This window comes from Arthrobacter sp. Leaf141 (assembly GCF_001424565.1).
In the GTDB taxonomy this organism is placed as follows: Bacteria; Actinomycetota; Actinomycetes; order Actinomycetales; family Micrococcaceae; genus Arthrobacter.
Map to the genome: position 1 here is coordinate 143,975 of NZ_LMOL01000011.1, position 18,090 is coordinate 162,064.

18 protein-coding genes are annotated in these 18,090 nt (G+C 65.9%); 11 read left to right on the plus strand and 7 right to left on the minus strand.

Going from position 1 to position 18,090, the window contains the following annotated elements:
* Positions 1-207 precede the first annotated feature (207 nt).
* Together dctA and ASF72_RS10085 are read left to right on the plus strand one after the other, a co-directional pair.
* Positions 208-1,692, plus strand: a complete 1,485-nt coding sequence (gene dctA / locus ASF72_RS10080; RefSeq protein WP_050685982.1) for a C4-dicarboxylate transporter DctA — start codon at positions 208-210, stop codon at positions 1,690-1,692.
* A 342-nt stretch (positions 1,693-2,034) separates the two neighbouring features.
* Positions 2,035-2,784, plus strand: coding sequence for a GntR family transcriptional regulator (locus tag ASF72_RS10085; RefSeq protein ID WP_050685984.1), 750 nt, complete (start codon positions 2,035-2,037; stop codon positions 2,782-2,784).
* Positions 2,785-2,876: 92 nt separating this feature from the next.
* Here the strand turns inward: ASF72_RS10085 and ASF72_RS10090 are convergent, their stop codons facing one another.
* Positions 2,877-3,335, minus strand: coding sequence for a PTS sugar transporter subunit IIA (locus ASF72_RS10090; protein ID WP_050685986.1), 459 nt, complete (start codon positions 3,333-3,335; stop codon positions 2,877-2,879).
* The gene (locus ASF72_RS10095; protein ID WP_050685988.1) at positions 3,335-3,565 is read right to left on the minus strand and encodes a glucose PTS transporter subunit EIIB; all 231 of its coding nucleotides are present in this window, start codon (positions 3,563-3,565) and stop codon (positions 3,335-3,337) included. The genes ASF72_RS10090 and ASF72_RS10095 overlap by 1 nt, the downstream gene beginning before the upstream one ends.
* A 231-nt stretch (positions 3,566-3,796) precedes the next feature.
* On the opposite strand from ASF72_RS10095, the gene ASF72_RS10100 reads away from it, so the two are divergent.
* From ASF72_RS10100 to ASF72_RS10120, 5 genes are all read left to right on the plus strand, one after another.
* A complete protein-coding gene (locus tag ASF72_RS10100; RefSeq protein WP_056598516.1) occupies positions 3,797-5,047 on the plus strand; it encodes a PTS transporter subunit EIIC in 1,251 nt (416 codons plus the stop codon).
* 42 nt (positions 5,048-5,089) lie between these two features.
* Positions 5,090-5,869 carry a glucosamine-6-phosphate deaminase gene (gene nagB, locus ASF72_RS10105; RefSeq protein WP_056598519.1) on the plus strand — a complete coding sequence of 260 codons (780 nt, stop codon included), beginning with the start codon at positions 5,090-5,092 and terminating at the stop codon, positions 5,867-5,869.
* 2 nt (positions 5,870-5,871) lie between these two features.
* A complete protein-coding gene (locus ASF72_RS10110) occupies positions 5,872-6,630 on the plus strand; it encodes a copper homeostasis protein CutC (RefSeq protein WP_157370960.1) in 759 nt (252 codons plus the stop codon).
* Positions 6,627-7,949 (plus strand): N-acetylglucosamine-6-phosphate deacetylase, encoded by a 1,323-nt coding sequence (locus ASF72_RS10115; RefSeq protein WP_056598525.1) that lies wholly within the window; start codon positions 6,627-6,629, stop codon positions 7,947-7,949. The genes ASF72_RS10110 and ASF72_RS10115 overlap by 4 nt, the downstream gene beginning before the upstream one ends.
* Positions 7,950-8,074: 125 nt before the next feature.
* Positions 8,075-9,739: an HNH endonuclease signature motif containing protein gene (locus ASF72_RS10120; protein WP_235504697.1), complete on the plus strand. Its 1,665-nt coding sequence runs from the start codon at positions 8,075-8,077 to the stop codon at positions 9,737-9,739.
* A gap of 115 nt (positions 9,740-9,854) precedes the next feature.
* Here ASF72_RS10120 and ASF72_RS10125 read toward each other — a convergent pair whose 3' ends face one another.
* The 5 genes from ASF72_RS10125 to ASF72_RS10145 all read right to left on the minus strand — a co-directional run bounded on the left by ASF72_RS10125 (position 9,855) and on the right by ASF72_RS10145 (position 14,349).
* Positions 9,855-10,757, minus strand: a complete 903-nt coding sequence (locus tag ASF72_RS10125; RefSeq protein WP_056598528.1) for a DUF2231 domain-containing protein — start codon at positions 10,755-10,757, stop codon at positions 9,855-9,857.
* A 121-nt stretch (positions 10,758-10,878) separates the two neighbouring features.
* Positions 10,879-11,178, minus strand: a complete 300-nt coding sequence (locus ASF72_RS10130; RefSeq protein WP_056598530.1) for a putative quinol monooxygenase — start codon at positions 11,176-11,178, stop codon at positions 10,879-10,881.
* A gap of 60 nt (positions 11,179-11,238) precedes the next feature.
* Entirely contained in the window at positions 11,239-11,988 is a 750-nt protein-coding gene (locus ASF72_RS10135) for a ThuA domain-containing protein (RefSeq protein WP_056598532.1), read from the minus strand.
* Positions 11,988-13,058 (minus strand): Gfo/Idh/MocA family protein, encoded by a 1,071-nt coding sequence (locus ASF72_RS10140; protein WP_056598608.1) that lies wholly within the window; start codon positions 13,056-13,058, stop codon positions 11,988-11,990. Before ASF72_RS10140 ends, ASF72_RS10135 begins: the two co-directional genes overlap by 1 nt.
* A 292-nt stretch (positions 13,059-13,350) precedes the next feature.
* Positions 13,351-14,349 carry a LacI family DNA-binding transcriptional regulator gene (locus tag ASF72_RS10145; RefSeq protein WP_056598534.1) on the minus strand — a complete coding sequence of 333 codons (999 nt, stop codon included), beginning with the start codon at positions 14,347-14,349 and terminating at the stop codon, positions 13,351-13,353.
* A gap of 320 nt (positions 14,350-14,669) precedes the next feature.
* On the opposite strand from ASF72_RS10145, the gene ASF72_RS10150 reads away from it, so the two are divergent.
* The 4 genes from ASF72_RS10150 (at position 14,670) to ASF72_RS10165 (ending at position 18,063) form a co-directional block, all read left to right on the plus strand.
* Positions 14,670-14,999, plus strand: a complete 330-nt coding sequence (locus ASF72_RS10150) for a hypothetical protein (RefSeq protein WP_157370961.1) — start codon at positions 14,670-14,672, stop codon at positions 14,997-14,999.
* Entirely contained in the window at positions 14,983-15,570 is a 588-nt protein-coding gene (locus ASF72_RS10155; protein ID WP_056598538.1) for a hypothetical protein, read from the plus strand. The genes ASF72_RS10150 and ASF72_RS10155 overlap by 17 nt, the downstream gene beginning before the upstream one ends.
* A gap of 145 nt (positions 15,571-15,715) precedes the next feature.
* Positions 15,716-16,279 carry a hypothetical protein gene (locus ASF72_RS10160; RefSeq protein ID WP_056598543.1) on the plus strand — a complete coding sequence of 188 codons (564 nt, stop codon included), beginning with the start codon at positions 15,716-15,718 and terminating at the stop codon, positions 16,277-16,279.
* Positions 16,276-18,063 (plus strand): glycoside hydrolase family 15 protein, encoded by a 1,788-nt coding sequence (locus tag ASF72_RS10165; RefSeq protein ID WP_056598546.1) that lies wholly within the window; start codon positions 16,276-16,278, stop codon positions 18,061-18,063. The genes ASF72_RS10160 and ASF72_RS10165 overlap by 4 nt, the downstream gene beginning before the upstream one ends.
* Positions 18,064-18,090 lie beyond the last annotated feature (27 nt).

Genomic DNA, 18,090 nt, shown 5'->3' on the forward strand with positions numbered 1-18,090 from the left:
CTCCTTTGTGGCACTACCGGCTCTTCGGCAACGTCTGCGCCGGTCAGCTCCACGAGGGCCCAGGCTGCCCCCCCACAGTCACAATTGGTTTTTAGACTTCCATAATATGGAAATGCATTTTCCCCTTGTGGAAAGTATGTGATCGGGGTTACTTTTGGGCAAGGCCACGCTCCCGCCGGCCGTTCCCGATTTGATAGGCAAAGGTCAATGAAGATCCCCAACCCTGAGGCACTGAAGGCGAGTTCGGTGCCCGCGAAGAAGAAGCGGCTGTATAAGTCGCTTTTCTTCCAGATCCTGATCGCCGTCGTGGCAGGTGTCCTCATCGGACATTTCTGGCCGGACCTTGGCTCCCAGCTGAGGCCCCTCGGAGATGGCTTCATCAAGTTGATCAAGATGATCATCGCGCCGCTGATCTTCCTGGTGATCGTTACCGGAATTTCAGCCGTAGGCGACGTCAAGGCGGTAGGACGGGTGGGCGTCAAGGCCCTTGTCTACTTCACAGCAGCAACTCTTTTTGCACTGGTCTTCGGGCTGATCGTTGGCAATATCGTGCAGCCCGGCGCCGGCCTGAACATCGATCCATCAACACTGTCGCAGGCGGACCTGGACGCCAAGACGGGCTCGGCGGAATCCAAGGACGCCGCTTCCTTCATCCTGGATGTCATTCCGGCCAGCGTCATCGGCGCCTTTGCCAGCAACAGCCTCCTGCAGGTGCTGTTTTTCTCCGTGTTCTTTGGCGCAGCCATCGTGGTGATTGGCCGCCAGCGGTGCATGCCCGTGATCAGCCTGATGGAAACGGTCCTGGAACTCATTTTCAAGATCATGTCCTGGATCATGAAGGTGGCACCCATCGGCGCATTCGGCGCCATGGCCTTTATCATCGGCCAGTACGGCCTGGGCACGCTCAGCACGTACGCCAAGCTGATTGCTGCCTGCTACGGCGCGGCCATCATCTTCATTGGCCTGCTTTTCCTGGTGGCGTGGAGCTTTGCCCGCGTCCCACTGTGGCACTTCCTCAAGTACACCCGGGAGGAATTCCTCCTGGCTCTTGGCACAGCATCCACCGAGGCGGTTATGCCGCGGATCATGACCAAGCTGACGAACGCCGGCTGCTCCCGAGCCACCACAGGCCTGGTGGTCCCCACGGGCTACTCCTTCAACCTCGACGGCGCCGCCATCTACCTGTCCATCTCCCTGCTGTTCCTGGCACAGGCCTTCGGCCACAACCTGGACCTTGGCCAGCAACTGGCTGCCCTCGGCGTCCTCCTGCTGACCTCCAAGGGAATGGCCGGCGTTCCCGGTTCCTCCTTCCTGGCCCTGTCCGCCACCGCGGCAGCACTCGGCATCTTCCCGGTGGCCGGCGTTGCCCTGCTCCTGGGCGCGGACCGGCTGATGGACTCCATGCGGGTGGTGGTCAACCTCCTGGGCAACTGCGTGGCCACGTTCATCGTCTCCAAGTGGGAAGGCCAGTTTGACCGCAGCGTAATGCTCCGCGCCTTCAAGGGCGAGATCACCAACCACGATTCCGCCATCATGCTGGGCAAGGAGGAGGACTTCGAGGGCCAGGAACTCCAGCGGCTCAGCGAAGGGCAGGATCCCTCGCCTAAGTTCCGCGGCGGCCCGCACCCGGGTGAGATCCCGCAGTTCCAGATGAGCAAGGCTGCCCGCTCGGACGCACGCACCCCCGAGTAGGACAGCGGACCACTGGGTCGCCCTTTGTTTAGCGGCCGACGGCGGGCGGGGCCTTCGCGGCCCTGCCCGCCTTTCGTTTGTGCCGGCTGCGTCCCGGCTGTGCCGGCTGCCCGCGTTTCGTTTGTGCCGGCTGCGCCCCGGCTGTGCCGGCTGCCCGCCTTTCGTTTGTGCTGGCTGCGCCCCGGCTGTGCCGGCTGCCCGCCTTTCGTTTGTGCTGGCTGCGCCCCGTCACGTAGTGCCTTTCCACGGCACCCGCCGCCCGGTCCGCGCCCGGGACTGCCCCTTGTGGAATAATCCGAGGTAGTGGTCCTTACCGGACCGCTCCACAAACGAGGGACCGACTTGGCTACATCCGGGAGCAGTGCACAGGCGGCGAGCGCCCACATCAACAACTCGCAGGTCCCCAAGCATGAGCAGTTGCGGCTGATCATCCTCAAACTGGCCAAGGACGAACTGGAGCCCGGGGCCCGCCTGCCCAGCGAGCGGACCCTGATGGATTCCTATGGGGTCAGCCGGATCACGGTGCGCGCGGCCATCGGCAGGCTGGTGCATGAAGGCCATCTGGTCCGGGTGCCGGCCAAGGGCACGTTCGTGGCGGACTCGCCGGTCCAGTCCACCCTCCACCTGGCCTCATTCACGCAGGAAATGGAAGCCATGGGGCACATTCCCAGCACGGTGGTGCTGGTGGCCGAGAGCGCACCCGTACCTGCTGATACGGCAGAGGAACTCAGCCTGGCCACTGGATCCGCCGCCTTCCACCTGCGCCGCCTCCGCCTGGCCGATGGCCGCCCGGTCAGCGTGGACGATGCCTGGTACAACCCCGAACACGCTCCCGGGCTGCTGGACATCGACCTGACAGGCTCGGTCTACAAGGCACTCGCTGCGCAGTTCGGACACCAGATCGACAGGGCCCGGCAAAGCGTCAGGGCCGAGGGCGCACCGCCGGACATCTCCGCCCTCCTGGGCACCGGCACCGGCGCTCCCGTGCTGGCTTTCGACAGGGTTTCGTGGTCCGGGCCCCTGGCCATCGAACACTCCCGCTCCTGGTACCGTTCCGACCGCTACTCCCTGAACATGGAAGTCCGGCTTTAGGCAGCGCCGGGCAGGTTGCTTCGCAACCCGCCCCGGCACGCCGATCAGCCGGCCAGCCAATCAGTCAATCAGCCGATCAGCCGATCTGCCGATCAGCCGAGGGTAAACAGCGCTTCCCCCGAAGCTACTGCGCCGCCCGCCACGAGAGTCGCGGTGTCCGGCTTGGTATCCAGCACCACAACGGGACTCACCAACGAGTAGCCGGCGGCCAGGGCTGCGGTGGGATCCACGCGCATCACGGCGGCACCGGCCGCAACGGTATCGCCCTGGGCAATATGCAGCGTAAAGCCGTCGCCCTTGAGCTTGACGGTGTCGATCCCCACGTGGGTCAGGACGCCCTGCCCTGACTCCGCCACCACCACAAAGGCGTGCGGCAGGAGCTTGACCACTTTTCCCGCAACCGGGGATACGACGTCGAACGCTGCTCCTGCAGGCGGCTCGACGGCGGCGCCGGAACCCACCATCTGGCCGGCGAATACCGGGTCCGGCACCTCGGTGAGGGGGACGACGGCGCCGCTGATGGGAGCGAGGACGGTGAGGGTGCCTGCCACTAGAGCAGGTCCTCGATGTCTTCTGCGAGGTTGTCCGCCTCGGGGCCCACGATGACCTGCACCGCGGTGCCGGCGGTCAGCACGCCATGGGCGCCGGCAGCCTTCAACGATGCCTCGCTGACCAGCGACACATCCTTGACCTCGGTCCGCAGCCGGGTGATGCAGGCCTCCACCTCAAGGATGTTGGCGGCGCCGCCCAGGCCTTCAATGATTTTCTCTGCTTTGGACATGGCTGCCCTTTCTGACGGTGCCCGTTGGAGCACGTTCTCAACACCGGACCGGCGGCCCTGATGCGACCAATTATGGCGCCCCGTCCGCTGGTGAGCCTCCTCGCCGACGGACTTCAGGGCCTCCTTGACAGGGTCCCGTGGGATGAATCACACTGAACTGGTCATAACCAGACAGTACCGGCTGGAACCGTCTCTCCACAAGCCCCCACCCGAACCCGCAGAGGTGCCACCATGTCAACATCCGAGACCACCGCCCAGGCTCCAGAGAAGAAGCCGAACCGGGCCTTCGCCGTCCTCCAGCGCCTGGGACGCTGCCTTATGCTTCCCATCGCGGTCCTGCCTGCCGCCGGGCTCCTGCTGCGCATCGGACAACCCGACCTGCTCGGCGCCATCCCAGGGTTCGAGGGCGGCGCCGCCGTTATCTCCTCCGCGGGCAACGCCGTCTTCACCTGGCTCCCGCTGATTTTCGCCGTTGGCATCGCCATCGGCTGGGCCAAGAAGTCAGACGGTTCCACCGCCCTGGCCGCCGTTGTGGGCTACATGGTGATCGACGGCGTCTTCAAGGCGATGTCCCCGCTGGTCCTGGCCGGCCAGGTGGACGCCGGCGGCAAACCTTCCATGATCAACTACGGCGTCCTGGCCGGCATCGTGGTGGGCCTGCTGTCCGCCATGCTGTGGCAGCGGTTCTACCGGACCAAACTGCCGGACTTCCTGGGCTTCTTCAGCGGCCGCCGGCTGGTTCCCATCCTGACGTCCGTCACCAGCCTGGTGGTCGGCATCGCGCTGGCTTTGGTGTACCCCATCTTCAACTCAGGGCTCTCCGCGGCAGGCGAAGCCGTTGCCGGAAACCCTGAACTCGGCGGCGGGATCTATGGCTTCGCCAACCGCATGCTGCTGCCGGCCGGCCTGCACCACATCCTCAACTCGGGACTCTGGTTCCTGATCGGCGACTATACGGACGCCTCCGGCCAGCTGGTCCGCGGCGACCTGAACCGCTTCTTTGCAGGCGACCCCACCGCGGGAGTCTTTATGACCGGGTTCTTCCCCATCATGATGTTCGGCCTGCCCGCCGCCGCACTTGCCATCTGGCGCCACGCCAAGCCCTCCCAGAAGAAGATCGTCGGCGGCATCATGCTTTCCACGGCCCTCACCGCATTCTTCACCGGCATCACCGAACCGCTCGAATACTCCTTTATGTTTGTCGCCTTCCCCCTCTACATCGTGCACGCTGTCCTCACCGGCACATCCATGGCGCTGGTGAATGCCCTGGACATCCATCACGGGTTTACGTTCTCCGCCGGGCTCATCGACTTTGTCCTCAACTTCGGCAAGTCCGAGAACGGCTGGCTGCTGATCCCCATCGGCCTGGGTTACGCAGTGATTTACTACTTCCTCTTCTCGTTCGTCATCAAGCGCTGGAACCTGCGCACCCCCGGCCGGGAAGATGACGAGGTCTCCGTGGAGACCGAAGCCGCCAAGTAACACCCCATCCTTATCCACTCCACACGAAAGCAGCTTTCCCGCATGGAAATCGTCATCCTCCCTTCCCCCGCCGAGGTGGCCCGCAAGGCCGCCGATGCCATCGAACAGTACGTCCGGCGCGGCCCGGCCGTCCTGGGCCTCGCCACCGGGTCCACCCCGCTGGGCACGTACCAGGAGCTCATTGAGCGGCACCGGAACAGCGGCCTCGGCTTTGGCCAGGCCCAGGCGTTCCTCCTGGACGAATACGTTGGCCTGCCTGCTGCGCATCCGCAGTCTTACCATTCGGTCATCCGGGACGAGTTCACTGACAGTGTGGACTTCGCCGCCGGCGCCGTGCACGGACTGGACGGCATGGCGCAGGATCCGCAAGCCGAGGCTGCGCAGTACGAGGAACGCATCGCCGCTGCCGGCGGGGTGGACATCCAGATCCTGGGCATCGGAACGGACGGGCACGTTGGCTTTAACGAGCCCATGTCCTCGCTGGCGTCCCGGACCAGGATCAAGACCCTGACCCGGCAGACCCGGCAGGACAACGCCAGGTTCTTCGACCGGGAGCAGGACGTTCCGGACCATGTCCTGACGCAGGGGCTGGGCACCATCGGGCAGGCGCGGCACCTGCTGCTGCTCGCCATGGGTGCGGCCAAGGCAGACGCGATCGCCGCTGCTGTGGAGGGGCCGCTGGCCGCCATTTGCCCGGCGTCCGTCCTGCAACTGCACCCGCACGTCACCGTGCTGGTGGATGAGGCCGCGGCGTCGAAGCTCACGCACCAGGACTATTACCGGGACACGTTCAGCCGCAAGCCGGCCTGGCAGGGACTCTGAGCATGCCAGCCGTTCCTCCAGCCCGGACGCCTGCGCTGGAACTCGCCGTCGAGGGCCTGGCCGGGGTTCGCCTGGCCGCAGCCGTGGGCGCGGCCCGTGTGGAGCTGTGCGCTGCGCTGGCGGAGACCGAGGGGGTCACGCCCAGCATTGGCGCCGTGGCCCAGGCGTGCGCAGCGGGGGTCCCGGTCCACGTCCTGGTGCGGCCGCGGACGGGCAACTTCACGTACTCGCCGGACGAGCTGGAGGTTGTTGAGCGCGACGTCGTCGCCGCTTTAGCCGCTGGCGCCGCCGGTGTGGTGGTGGGAATCCTCGCGGCCGACGGCGGACCGGACGTAGGTGCCATCCGCCGGATTGTGGAGCTGGTGCGGGAGCGGGACCCGGCTGCGGAGATCACGTTCCACCGGGCGTTCGACGCCGCCTTGGCAGGCGGCGCCGATCCGGCGGAATCCCTGGCCAGGCTCGAGCAGGCAGGCGTCAACCGGGTGTTGACCAGCGGCGGCGGTGCAGACTGCGCCGCGGGCCTGCCCATGCTGGCCCGACTAGTGGAACTCGGACAGACGCACGCCCCTTCTGTCCAGATCATGGCAGGGGGCGGGGTGGGCCTTGGGTTGATCCCCGCCCTCCTCCATAGTGGGGTGCATGCCGTTCACACCTCGGCCCGGCCACGGACAACCTCCGGCCCGGGCCGCACCAGCCAGCCCGACCCGGAACTCGCAGCCGGCATTTCAGCGGCTTTGACCACAGGAGCACTTCCCGCATGAACACTTCAGGCGCCACAGCAACCAGTGGCAATGGGCTGGTCCTTCGCGGCCGCATCGTCTCCGCGGACCTGGACGTGGCTGACGGGATCATCGCAGTGGCGGGCGGCGTGATCAACTTCGCAGGGCCGGCGTCGGGCTTTCCCGGCGAAAGCGGGCCCGCCCGGCCTGACCGCATCCTGCTGCCCGGCCTGGTGGACCTGCACTGCCACGGCGCACTGGGGGCGGACTTTGCTGACGGTTCGGCGGAAGGCGCCACGGCCGCTGCCCGGTACTTGCACAGCAGGGGCACCACCACGCTCCTGGCCAGTGTGGTGACGGGACCACCGGCGCAGACGCTCCGGAACCTTGAAGTACTGCGGCAACTGGCGGCTGACGGGCTGATTGCCGGGTCGCATCTGGAGGGACCGTTCCTTTCGTCCGGGCAGTGCGGCGCTCATGATCCGGCGTTGCTGCTGGCACCGGACCTGGACCTGCTGGCCGCCATGATGACGGCGGCCGGACCCACGCTGGCGTCCATGACCCTCGCTGCTGAGCTTCCCGGCATGGCGGGCGTGGTGGAGTTGCTGACGCGGCACGGGGTGATCCCTTCGCTGGGCCACACGGCGGCGGACAATACCGTGGCGGCGGAGTTCCTGAAACAGGCTGCTGCCGGGCTGGCTGAGTTCGCCGGGCTCGCTGGGGCTGCCGCGTCCATGGGCGGCGCCGGGGTACTCGGATCGGCCGGGTCTGCTGAGCTGTTCGGGTTGGGTGACCCTGCCGGTTCCGCTCCGCCGTCAGGCCGGTTGCGGCCCACCGTGACGCACCTGTTCAACGCCATGCCCAGCCTGCATCACCGGTCCCCCGGACCTGTCTCGGCCAGTTTGGGCGCCGCACGCGCAGGTGAAGCCGTGGTGGAACTCATTGCGGACGGGGTCCACCTGGCGCCCGAAACTGTGAAACTGGTTTTCGACCTGGTGGGAGCCCGCAACATTGCCCTGGTCACCGATTCGATGGCGGCCACCGGGCTGCAGGACGGCCAGTACAAACTGGGGCCGCTGGCTGTAACCGTGCAGCAAGGCGTGGCGCGAGTGGACACTACCGGCGCCATCGCCGGTGGCACGTCCACCTTGCTGGACGTGGTCCGGTCGACAGTTGCCGCGGGCATCCCGCTGCAGGACGCGGTCACCGCCGCGACAGTTGTTCCGGCTGATGTCCTGGGGGTCTCGGCACACGTGGGCGGGCTGCGTCCCGCGATGGCTGCCGATGTCCTGGTGGTCGACCCGGATCTTACGCTGGCGGGTGTGCTGCGGCGCGGTAAATGGGTCACTCAGCTGCAGTGATGCGAGCTGCCTTGTTTCAGGGTCCAGCCACGTGCGGGCGTCTGTCTGGCGGTGCCGGTTACCGATTTCGCCCAGCCGCAAGCATCGCAGCCTAAAATGTCAGACCCCCGATGGATGATATTGGTATGGGAAACAGCACCCGGCAGGCAGCAGCAATGGAAGCGGTTCACGCCTCCATTAGCGTCCTGGCTGAGCTGTTCAGCTCCGATCCGGGCACTTCGGGTCTTGCCCTGGAAGCCTCCGCTGCTGGCAGTTGGGCTGCGGACGGTGTCAGCGCGGGCGGTTTGAACGCGGCTGGTTTGAGCGCGGATCATCCCGATGCTTCGAAGAACAGCGCTGCCGACGCTGGGACCGATCTGCTCCAGCGCGCCTACGATGTCCGCCTCGACCGGCTTGCGGAAGTTTCCAGGTTGGAGGCAATGCTCGCGGCGATCAAAGCCCGTGACGCCGCCGAGTGCGCCGAACTGCAATTGGCCATGACCCCTCCTGACGCTTCAGCCCAGACCCGGACCTTCCGGGGGATGTCCGTGGTGGAGGAAGTGGCGGGAGTCCTCACCGTGAGCGCGGCTGCGGCCGGAGCGTTGATCGCTTCAGCACGCCAGCTGTGCACGCTGCCGCTGGCCATGACCGAACTCGCTTCGGGACGGATGTCGTGGCAGCACGCCCGCATCATTGCGGACGAGACCGACGGACTCGACGCCGAGGCCGCAGCAGAGCTGACCTCCCATTTCCTGGACCCTGACGATACCGACCCGGCCAGGGGCTGCCCCGCCGGAGAGCTGGTCCCGGGCAGGTTCCGGCAGAAAGTCCGGAGATGGCGCGAACGGCACCACCCGGAATCACTGGAAACCCGCCACGCCAAGGGATTCGCGGACCGCCGCATCGAATTTTCGCCTGACCGGGACGGCATGGCCTGGGTCTCCGGATTCCTTCCCGCTACGGCCGCGTCGGCCATCTGCAACCGGACCACCTCGCTCGCCAGGGGAACCCAGGGGCCGAACGAACAGCGGACCCTTACCCAGCTCAAGGCCGACATCTTCGCGGCCGCGCTCCTGGGCAATGGAGCCAGCAAGGCCTCTCAAGCCGGGGACTTTGAGGAAAGCGCTGGCGGTTTCAGGGAACAGGAGGTTCGCGGCGCTGTCAACGACGTCCAAGGGCTCCCTGGCGATCACGTCAACGACGTCATTCCTGACGGCACCGCCGGTTTCCGGGACCTGAGTGAAGTTCCCGTGCCTGCGGCGCAGGTGCTGGTCACGGTGCCGGTGTTTTCTTTGCTGGGCGTCGGCGATGAACCCGCAATACTGGATGGCTATGGGCCGATCCCGGCGTCGATGGCACGGAAGTTGGTGGCGGAGGGCGCCAGCTCGTTTTACCGCGTACTGATCGACCCCCGTGACGGCGCACCGCTGGAGATCGGACGGAAAAGCTACCGCCTCACGGAAGCCATGAAGCGGTGGCTGCGCTTACGGGATGGAAAATGCCCGTTTCCAGGGTGCAGCAACCCATCCCTGGACAACGAGGCCGATCATCTCCTGTCCTGGCACAACGGAGGGACCACCGGCATCAGCAACCTGGGCCAGCCCTGCCGCAAACACCACCGGCTGAAACACAACAGCGCCTGGCGGCCCACTGCGGCCACCAAAGATGAGCCGCCCGGCTGGATTTCCCCCTCGGGCAGGCAGTACAAGAGTGAGCAGCAGGACTGGGAGCCTCCCGAATGGCCACCCGGGCTGCTGCCCGGCGATCGAAGCCCCTTCGAAGAAGCGCTGGTACTGCACCTATCCGGCTGATGGGCCGGCGGCCCGGTCAAACGTGGACCCACGACCCACACCCCAGTCCCCCGCCCCTAGGACCCAATACCCACGACCCAGCGACCCAGCGACCCAGCGACCCAGCGACCCAGGCTTAGTCGGCGCCCGGCAGGCAAACTTCCACAAGCCCGTCGGTGATACGGGAGCTGAACAGCGGCTGGCGTGCAGTTGCAGGCCCGGACAGGACCTCCCCCGTCCGCAGCGCGAAAGTGCTCTTGTGCCAAGGACACACCACACAAGGCTGGTTGTCCCCGGCGGTGCCGCCCGGAATTTCGGCAGCGGCCTTCAGTTTGCCTTCATGCAGCGGACCGGACAAGTGGCTGCACACATCGGACAGCACGTTGATGCGGTTCCCCTCGCGGTGCACCAGCAAGGGGATCCCAGCCACATCGCGTTTGGTAAGTTTGCCATCCGGCAGGTCCGCCAGTGGTGCCAGCTTGTGCCAGCCCTGCGGGAACCGGTGCGGGATTTCCTCGCTGTGGTTCACGCCGGCAGCTTGCCGGTACGTAAGGTGACCGCCCAGGAAGCCGCCTGCGCTTATGGTGCCGAGCCCGAGATAGGCCAGCGCTTTGCCGCTGCCCTGCCGCCCGCGGGCACGCTGGACCAGGGACGCGGCGTACAACGTCGTTGCGGCAATATTGGCTGCGGCATGGACCAGTCCCACCCGCTGCTGCTGGGGATGCAGTTCGGACCAGTCGGTAAAACCGGCCACCGCTGCCGGCACTGCGCTCAGCGCTCCGACGCCGACCAGGACTGCCGACGCCCGTTCATTTCCCGGCAGGGCGTCCAGGATGGCCGCCGAGATCCAGGCACCCATGGGCACCTGCACCGCCAGCGGGTGCACGGGGTGCCCCACAGGAACGCCATGCAGGACGTCGCGGGCCCAGCGGGGCCGGATAACGGTCTTCACCACTTTCCTGACCTTCTTGGACACCGGGTCCAGCCAGGCAGCGTCCTCAAGGCGGGCGACAAGTTCCAGTGCAGGCAGCGGCTTCATACCCGCCCCGTACCCCGTTTTGCGGCCGACAGACGGGATCCGCGGGAAACTTTGGCACCGGTAAAATTCTTCGGCACCAGCGGGAACTTTGGGCCCTGCGCAGTTCCATGCCCAAGGACACCTAGCGCAGTGGCGATCCAACGACGTTGAAGCGGAATCCGCCCATCTCCCCGGAAAGCAGCGGCCTGGCTTCTGCAATCGCGGCCTGGACACTGTCCAACTGCAGTGATGCCTGGTGCGCTTCAGCAGATTCCCAGAGTTCGCTGACGAACACGGTGTCCGGCACATCGGGGTTGACGCCCACCTCGTACTGCAGGCAGCCGGCCACCGAAAGGCCAGCGGACGGACGGGTAAGGATGGCAACCAGGGCGTCCTGCTGGCCTGGCTTGGTTCCGAGCGTTCCCACGTTTGCAAAGGTCATGGGAACAGTCTGCCGCACGGCAGCGACAGGAAGGCCCAGCCCCGATCAGCAGCGCCGCGCCTAGGCTTCCTCGAACCAGCCCCGGGCCGGGTTGCTGACGGCAGGGACCGAGCGGCGAAGCTCCGGCTGGGCAGCCCAGCCCACACCGTTCGCCAGGACCCGCTGGATCTGCGGGTGGTGGTAGACCGGGTATTCCTGGTCGCCGGGGCTGAAATAGAAAATCCGCCCCTTGCCGCGCGTGAACGTAACGCCGGAGCGGAACACCTCGCCGCCGGCGAACGAGCTGATGAAGATCAGGTCGTCGGGGTCAGGGATATCAAACAGCTCGCCGTACATCTCCTGCTCCGGGATAACGATAGGGCTGTCCACGCCCTCTGCAATGGGGTGCGACGGTTTGACGGTCCACACCAGTTCACGCTCGCCGTCATTCCGCCAGGCCAGGGAGCAACTGGTGCCCAGCAGCTTGGTGAATATCTTGGCGAAGTGCCCCGAATGGAGCACAATAAGCCCCATTCCGCCCAGGACGTGCCGGTGGACGCGTTCGACGACGGCCTCGCTCACCTGGCCGTGCGCCACGTGGCCCCACCAGAGCAGCACATCCGTCTCGGCGAGGGTTTCTTCATCGAGGCCATGTTCGTCGTCGGTAGCGAGGACCGCCGTGGAGATTTCCGACTCCGGGTAGAAGGAGCGGAGCCCCGCGGCGATGGCACCGTGGATGCCGTCAGGGTAGATTTCCCCAATGTGGGCGGGCTCGTTGCGGGCCTCGTGGACGCCTTCGTTCCAGACGCGGATTCTCAGCTTGTCGTTCATCAGAGACGAACCTCCCTTTGCTCCTGCGCCGATTGGTAGCAGGCGTCGATGATGTGGGCGCGGGAGAGGGCCAGGGATCCGTCGTGCCGTCCCCAAACTTCCGCCCCGCCGCGGACTGCGGCCACAAAGTCCTCCACCACCGCCTGGTGTGCCCGGCCCGGCACGGCGGGCGGTACGTAGTCGGCATTTTCGCCGTCCTTGTCCGTGAAAACCTTCAGCTCACCCACGGCAGCCATTGGTGCGCCCTGAACCTTGAGCTCAGCGCCGCCGTCGGTTCCGTAGACCGTGAAATCCAGCAGGTCCTCCACTTCCCGGTAACTGGCCCAGCCGGCTTCGAGCAGCAGCGTCGCACCGCCCTCCAGGCGGAGGAACGCCGAGGCGAAGTCCTCCACCTCAAAAGGATGGCTGGCTGCCATGGCGGAGTAACGGTTGTTCCCGCCCCGCCCCCGTGGCCCAAGCTCGGAATGGGTTGTGGCGGACACCGCCACCACTTTGGGTTCGCCCAGAAGGTGCAGGGCATAGTCGAGGGCATGGACTCCGATGTCGGCAAGCGGCCCGCCGCCTGCAAGCTCACGGTTGGTGAACCAGCTTCCCATCATCGGGATGCCGGCCCGGCGCAGCCATGATGCCTTGGCGTAGTACGGGCGGCCCACACCGCCGTCGTCGATTATTTGCTTCAGCGCCTGGATATCGCCGCGGCGCCTGTGGTTGAAGGCGACGTCCAGGACCCGCCCGGCCTTGCGGGCAGCGTCCACCATGGCCCGGCCTTCGACGGCGTTACGGGCCAACGGCTTTTCGCTCAACACATGCAGGCCCTGCTCAAGGGCCGCGATGGAGATGGGGGCGTGCAGGAAGGTGGGTACCGCAACACTGATCGCGTCCAGGCCGCCATGCTGGAGCATCTCCTCCCAGCCGTCGAATGCGCTGGGGATCGAGTATTCAGCCTGCAGCGAGTCACGGAGGTCCTTCTCCATCCCTGCCAGCGAAACAATGCGTACGCCGTCCATCCGGCTGTAAGCAGCCAAGTGCTGCTGCCCGGCCCAACCGATGCCAACAACACCCACTCTCAGTTCTCCACCATGCTCCTTCGGGTCAGGCGCCTGCTGTCCGGCAGGCCGCTGTCCGGGCTGCTGACTGGTGGGGTGCTGTCCGGGCTGACTGGTGGGCTGCTGTCCGGTGGGCTGTTGGTTGCTCACACTTGGTTCCTCTTCTATCGGGTCGCGCTGTATTCGGGTCGCGGGAAATTTGGGACGGTCCCAGAGGATTGGAATCGATTCCAAAGATCTTCCAAAATATCGACTCCAACCCGTGGAATCGATTCCAAACAAGTCTGGCAGCGGACTCGTGGGACTGTCAACCCCCTTAGCCCTTCGTCGAATCCCGCACCACAAGCTCATGGGGAAGGAACACCCGGCCACGGCGGTGCGCGCCGGGCACGGTCATCCGCTCCAGGAGTTCCGCGAAAGCCACCCGGCCCATCTCGTAAGCAGGCTGCCGCACGGTTGTCAGTTCCGGGACACACATCTCCGCCTGGGCCGAGTCATCAAAACCCGCCACGGCGATGTCGTGCGGCACCCGGAGCCCGGCGTCCGTAAGTTCACGGACGCAGCCGGCCGCCGCAATGTCGGTGCCGCAAAACACCGCATCCGGAAGATCCCCAGCCGCCAGCAGCTCCCTGGCCAGCCTGCGGCCGGCGTGGAAGCCAAAACCGCCTTCACCTGACAGCACCCGCCCTGGCGGCAGGCCGGCGTCGGCAACGGCCTGCCGGAATCCGGCCTCACGCAGCCGGCCTGAACGGGCACTCCGGTGCGCGATCATGGCCAGCCTTCGCCCGCCGGTGTCGATCAGGTGGCGCGTCATGTCATATGCGGCCTGGCGGTCGTCAATGGAAACGCCGAACGCCGCGTCGGCGTCGACGATTTCGCAGACCTGGACAACACTCAACTGCCCGGCCACCGCGTCAACATCCTCATCCGGCATGGTGGGCGAAAACAAAACCATCCCATCCACGGACCCGTTCCGGAGCATGTCCACCAATTGCTGCTCCCGCTCCAGGTCGCCGGCAGTCGCAGCGATCAGGCTGACGTAGCCCGAGTCAGCCGCCGCATCCCCCACCCCGCGGAAGACTTCACTGACCACCAGGGACTCCAGGTTCTTGGCCAGCGCCAAAACACGCATGGTCCGGTCCCTGCGGAGGTCGCGGGCTGAGGCAAGCGGCCGGTAGCTGAGCCGGCGGATTGCCTCATTGACCTTTTCCCTGCTTGCCGTACTGACAGCCGGACTCCCATTCAGGACCCGGGACACCGTGCCAACGGACACACCCGCCGTTTTGGCGACGTCCTGGACTGTCGCTCGAGCCATTCGGTTTGTCCTTCCGCGACCAGTAACGATGGTCCTTGCCGCCACGTCCCGCCCTGCCTTACGGCGTTCCTCAGCATAGCCGCCGCGGGAAAGCCTACAATCCGGGACCTGCAGCCGGCGGTGGGCATCACCGCAAACACCACAAATCACAGCCGCAGGCCTTCCCACCGAAGACAGCGGCCGGCGGTGCGCCCGGAGCGGCCAGGGCACCCCCGGAGAGGCCCGGCAGCCAGCGCCGCCACTGATTCAAACGTCAACTTTTGGTTGACAAAGGCGGACGACGCCGGACATCCTTGAGTATGCGCAACCTACTCGTATGCTTGCTCGTAGCAGTCGCGGTGGCCGTTGCCGTAGGGCTCCTGACGGGGGTGGGATGGCCGGGTTTCCTGATGGGGGCAGTCTGGGCGCTATCGCTCTGGGTCATGCTGTTTTTCGGCTCCTACGCCACACCGCGCCGGGGCTACGTCCAACCGGCCGTATATGCTGCCGCCGCCGCAACCGCCGTGGCCCTGGGCTTCGTATTCTTCAGGACGGGCGACGGAAATGCTGCGTGGTGGGCTCCGGCCTTCATCATGGCCGGCGCCGTCTTCCCGGCAGCATGGACAGCCGCCAAAGCAGGACGGTCAGGGAGCCATGGACGCGACGGATGACCCCTCCGGTCTGGCCGCCGTGGCAGCTGCACGGGACCAACTGGATATTGCCCGGCGGGATCTGCGGGAAGCCGTGGACACTGCCCGTCGGGACTATACGTGGGCAGAGATCGGCGGCGTGCTCGGCATGAGCCGGCAGGCGGCATTTAAGCGGTTCGGTTCGGCCAGGGACCCCAGGACGGGAGAAACCATGCAGGCGGGAATGAAGGCCATGGATGTGGCGGCACGGACGGAGCAGGTCTTCCGGCTGGTGGACAGCGGCGACTACGGATCGCTGGCGCCGATGCTGACCGACGATGCCGCTGCGGTACTGACACGCGGCCGGGTCCTGGGCACGTGGGCGCAGGCTGTGGCAGACACCGGTAACCTCGTGTCCTTCCACGGGACCGGCGTCGAGCTTCCGGACGGCAGCGCCCTCTCCCCCGGCGAGGAAGCGACAGGCACACTGGTGGGACACACAATGATCGACTGCGAAGCCGGGCAGTGGGTGGGCCGGGTGGCTTTCAACGCGGCCGGTCTGATCACCGGGCTCCTGATCGTTCCGACGCAGCACGGCGAGCTGCCCTTCTAGCGTGACTGGCCCGCGGCATGTTCAGTCCCCGCGCCGGATCAGCCTAACTCAGGTGCCGCAGGCCGCCGTCGGGGTTCTTCCGGCCGTTTTCCCGCACCGGCATCCATTGATGGCCCCCTGACCCGCGCCGGTCTAGGGTGGACCGATGAGGAAGTGGATCAGGGAACACCCCACCCGAGCCGCGGTCCTGGTTTTCCTGGCCGTTTGGCTGCTCATGATGGGCGTTAACGTGGCTGTGCACCGCAGGCTTGATGATGCGCTTTTCAATTCAACGTTCTACGCCTTGTTCATGGCCGGCGGCATGTACCTGCAGCAGAAGCGGATGCGCAAAACCGGAGCCAAACTCGCTGCCGATGGAAAACTCCTCCTGTGGATCCGCTACCCCGATTCCCGGCCCGGCTCCTTATCCAGCATCTGGAACATGGTGGTTACCACCGCCGGGCCCGGAGAAACGGTGTTTCAACCAGCGGTGTACGACACAGCAGAGCCCTCCGGGCGGCCCGTGAAGCTGCGCGTCCTGGAACTGGCAGCCCAGCGGCGCGAGACCACCGGGCAGGACCGCAAGTACATCACTGACCGCAGCGTGCTGGCAGTCATGGCGGTCACAGATAAGGGCCGGCTGGAGATTGCGGGCACACCCGAAAACCTGGACCTGCTTTCTGCGGCAATAGCATCCGCTGCCCGCTCCAACGAAAGCGATGCCGCATGACCCAGTATGTCCGGGACCAACACGGGTACGCAGACCTGCGAAGCTACGCCGCCATCGGCGATGGCCGCACCATCGGGCTGGTGGCCGCCGATGGCCGGATCGACTGGCTTCCCTTGCCGGGCCTGGACTCGGTCATCCCGTTCGCCGCCCTGCTGGACGCTGCCGGCGGCGGATATCTGCAGCTTCAGCCCACGGAGCCCTTCACCACGGAGCGCAGCTACCTGGGCCGGACCAATGTCCTGGTGACAACGTTCACCACGGCCAGGGGCCGGGTGCGTGTCACCGATTCGCTGAACACGGGGATCGCAGGACGGTTGCCCTGGTCTGAGCTTGGCCGCCGCATCGAGGGCCTGGACGGCGAGGTGCCCATGCGGGCAGTGGCCAGGCCCGGAACTTGCCTGGGCCGGGTGTCGCCGTGGATCCAGGACACTGTCCACGGGGTGGTCCTCCGGCTCGACGGACTCACCATGGCGGTCCGGTCCGCAGGCGAGGACACCGTGGGCTGGGATGATAAAAGCATCACGATTGACTACACGGCCACCGCCGGTTCCCGGGCGATTTTTGGCCTGGTCGCCACGGAGGGCGAACCCCTCCTTATTCCCGCCCCGGAGACTGTGGACGAGGGGATCGACAGGACCATAGAAAAGTGGCAGCGGTGGAGCTCTTCCTTTAACTACGAGGGCGGGTTCGCAGCCCAGGTACACCGGAGCGTGCTCACCTTGAAGCTCCTGATCATGGGCGACGAAGGTTCGGTTGCCGCTGCGGGCACCACCTCCGTGCCCGAAAGCCTGGACGGCGGCAAGAACTGGGACTACCGCTACGCGTGGGTCCGCGACACGGCCTACAGCCTTACGGCGTTGTTCCGCTTTGGCCTGCGTGAGGAGACCCATGCCGCCATGTCATGGATGCTCAGGACCATCCGAAACAACAATGATTATCCTGCCGTGATGTATCGCCTGGACGGCTCTGCCTGTATTGACGATGTGGCCAATTACGACGTTCCCGGCTGGCGCGGCATCGGCCCTGTCGTGACCGGCAACAGGGCTTCTGGCCAGCTGCAGCTGGGCGTCTTCAGCGACGTCTTCAGTATTGTCACGCTGTACGTGGACCACGGCAATGTCCTGGACGCCGCCACAGGCAGGACATTGGCCACCATCGCCGATTCCGCCTGCGATGCATGGCAGCGGCGCGATGCCGGGATGTGGGAGCTTACCGAACCGCAAAATTACACCAGCTCGAAGATGGGGTGCTGGCATGCCCTGCAGCAGGCGGTCCATCTCGCTGAGTTGGGCCAGATCCCGGGCGACCCCTCCCGGTGGCGTGCGGAAGCTGAACGGATCCGGGCATGGGTAGAGGAAAACTGCTGGTCGGAAGAGCTGCAGGCCTACGCCTGGTATCCGGGGTCAACGCAACTGGATGCGTCAGTCCTGCTCCATGCGATCAGCGGGTTTGACCGTGGAACACGCATGAGCGCAACCATTGATGCGTTGGACCGCGAACTTTCCGCAGGCCCGCACCTGTACCGCTTTTCCGGCGCAGAGAAGGAGGAAGGAACGTTCGTCGCCTGTTCCTACTGGATGGTCTCCGCCCTGCACTTCTGCGGCCGGACCAACGAGGCCCGGGCCAGGATGGCTGAACTGGCGGGCACCGCGAACGACGTCGGAATCCTGGCTGAAATGTTCGACCCCGCTGACGGATCGGCGCTGGGGAACCTCCCGCAAGCCCTCAGCCACCTGGCCCTGATCAATGCAGCCATAACGTTGGACGGGCCAGTCCCGGACTAGGTCCCGCCACTCCCCAACGGCGCGGAC

Coding starts and splice junctions, on each gene's coding strand:
- dctA (WP_050685982.1), top strand. CDS start 208: ATGAAGATCCCCAACCCTGAGGCACTGAAGGCGAGTTCGGTGCCCGCG.
- ASF72_RS10095 (WP_050685988.1), bottom strand. CDS start 3,565: ATGTCCAAAGCAGAGAAAATCATTGAAGGCCTGGGCGGCGCCGCCAAC.
- ASF72_RS10100 (WP_056598516.1), top strand. CDS start 3,797: ATGTCAACATCCGAGACCACCGCCCAGGCTCCAGAGAAGAAGCCGAAC.
- nagB (WP_056598519.1), top strand. CDS start 5,090: ATGGAAATCGTCATCCTCCCTTCCCCCGCCGAGGTGGCCCGCAAGGCC.
- ASF72_RS10110 (WP_157370960.1), top strand. CDS start 5,872: ATGCCAGCCGTTCCTCCAGCCCGGACGCCTGCGCTGGAACTCGCCGTC.
- ASF72_RS10115 (WP_056598525.1), top strand. CDS start 6,627: ATGAACACTTCAGGCGCCACAGCAACCAGTGGCAATGGGCTGGTCCTT.
- ASF72_RS10120 (WP_235504697.1), top strand. CDS start 8,075: ATGGGAAACAGCACCCGGCAGGCAGCAGCAATGGAAGCGGTTCACGCC.
- ASF72_RS10125 (WP_056598528.1), bottom strand. CDS start 10,757: ATGAAGCCGCTGCCTGCACTGGAACTTGTCGCCCGCCTTGAGGACGCT.
- ASF72_RS10130 (WP_056598530.1), bottom strand. CDS start 11,178: ATGACCTTTGCAAACGTGGGAACGCTCGGAACCAAGCCAGGCCAGCAG.
- ASF72_RS10135 (WP_056598532.1), bottom strand. CDS start 11,988: ATGAACGACAAGCTGAGAATCCGCGTCTGGAACGAAGGCGTCCACGAG.
- ASF72_RS10145 (WP_056598534.1), bottom strand. CDS start 14,349: ATGGCTCGAGCGACAGTCCAGGACGTCGCCAAAACGGCGGGTGTGTCC.
- ASF72_RS10155 (WP_056598538.1), top strand. CDS start 14,983: ATGGACGCGACGGATGACCCCTCCGGTCTGGCCGCCGTGGCAGCTGCA.
- ASF72_RS10160 (WP_056598543.1), top strand. CDS start 15,716: ATGAGGAAGTGGATCAGGGAACACCCCACCCGAGCCGCGGTCCTGGTT.
- ASF72_RS10165 (WP_056598546.1), top strand. CDS start 16,276: ATGACCCAGTATGTCCGGGACCAACACGGGTACGCAGACCTGCGAAGC.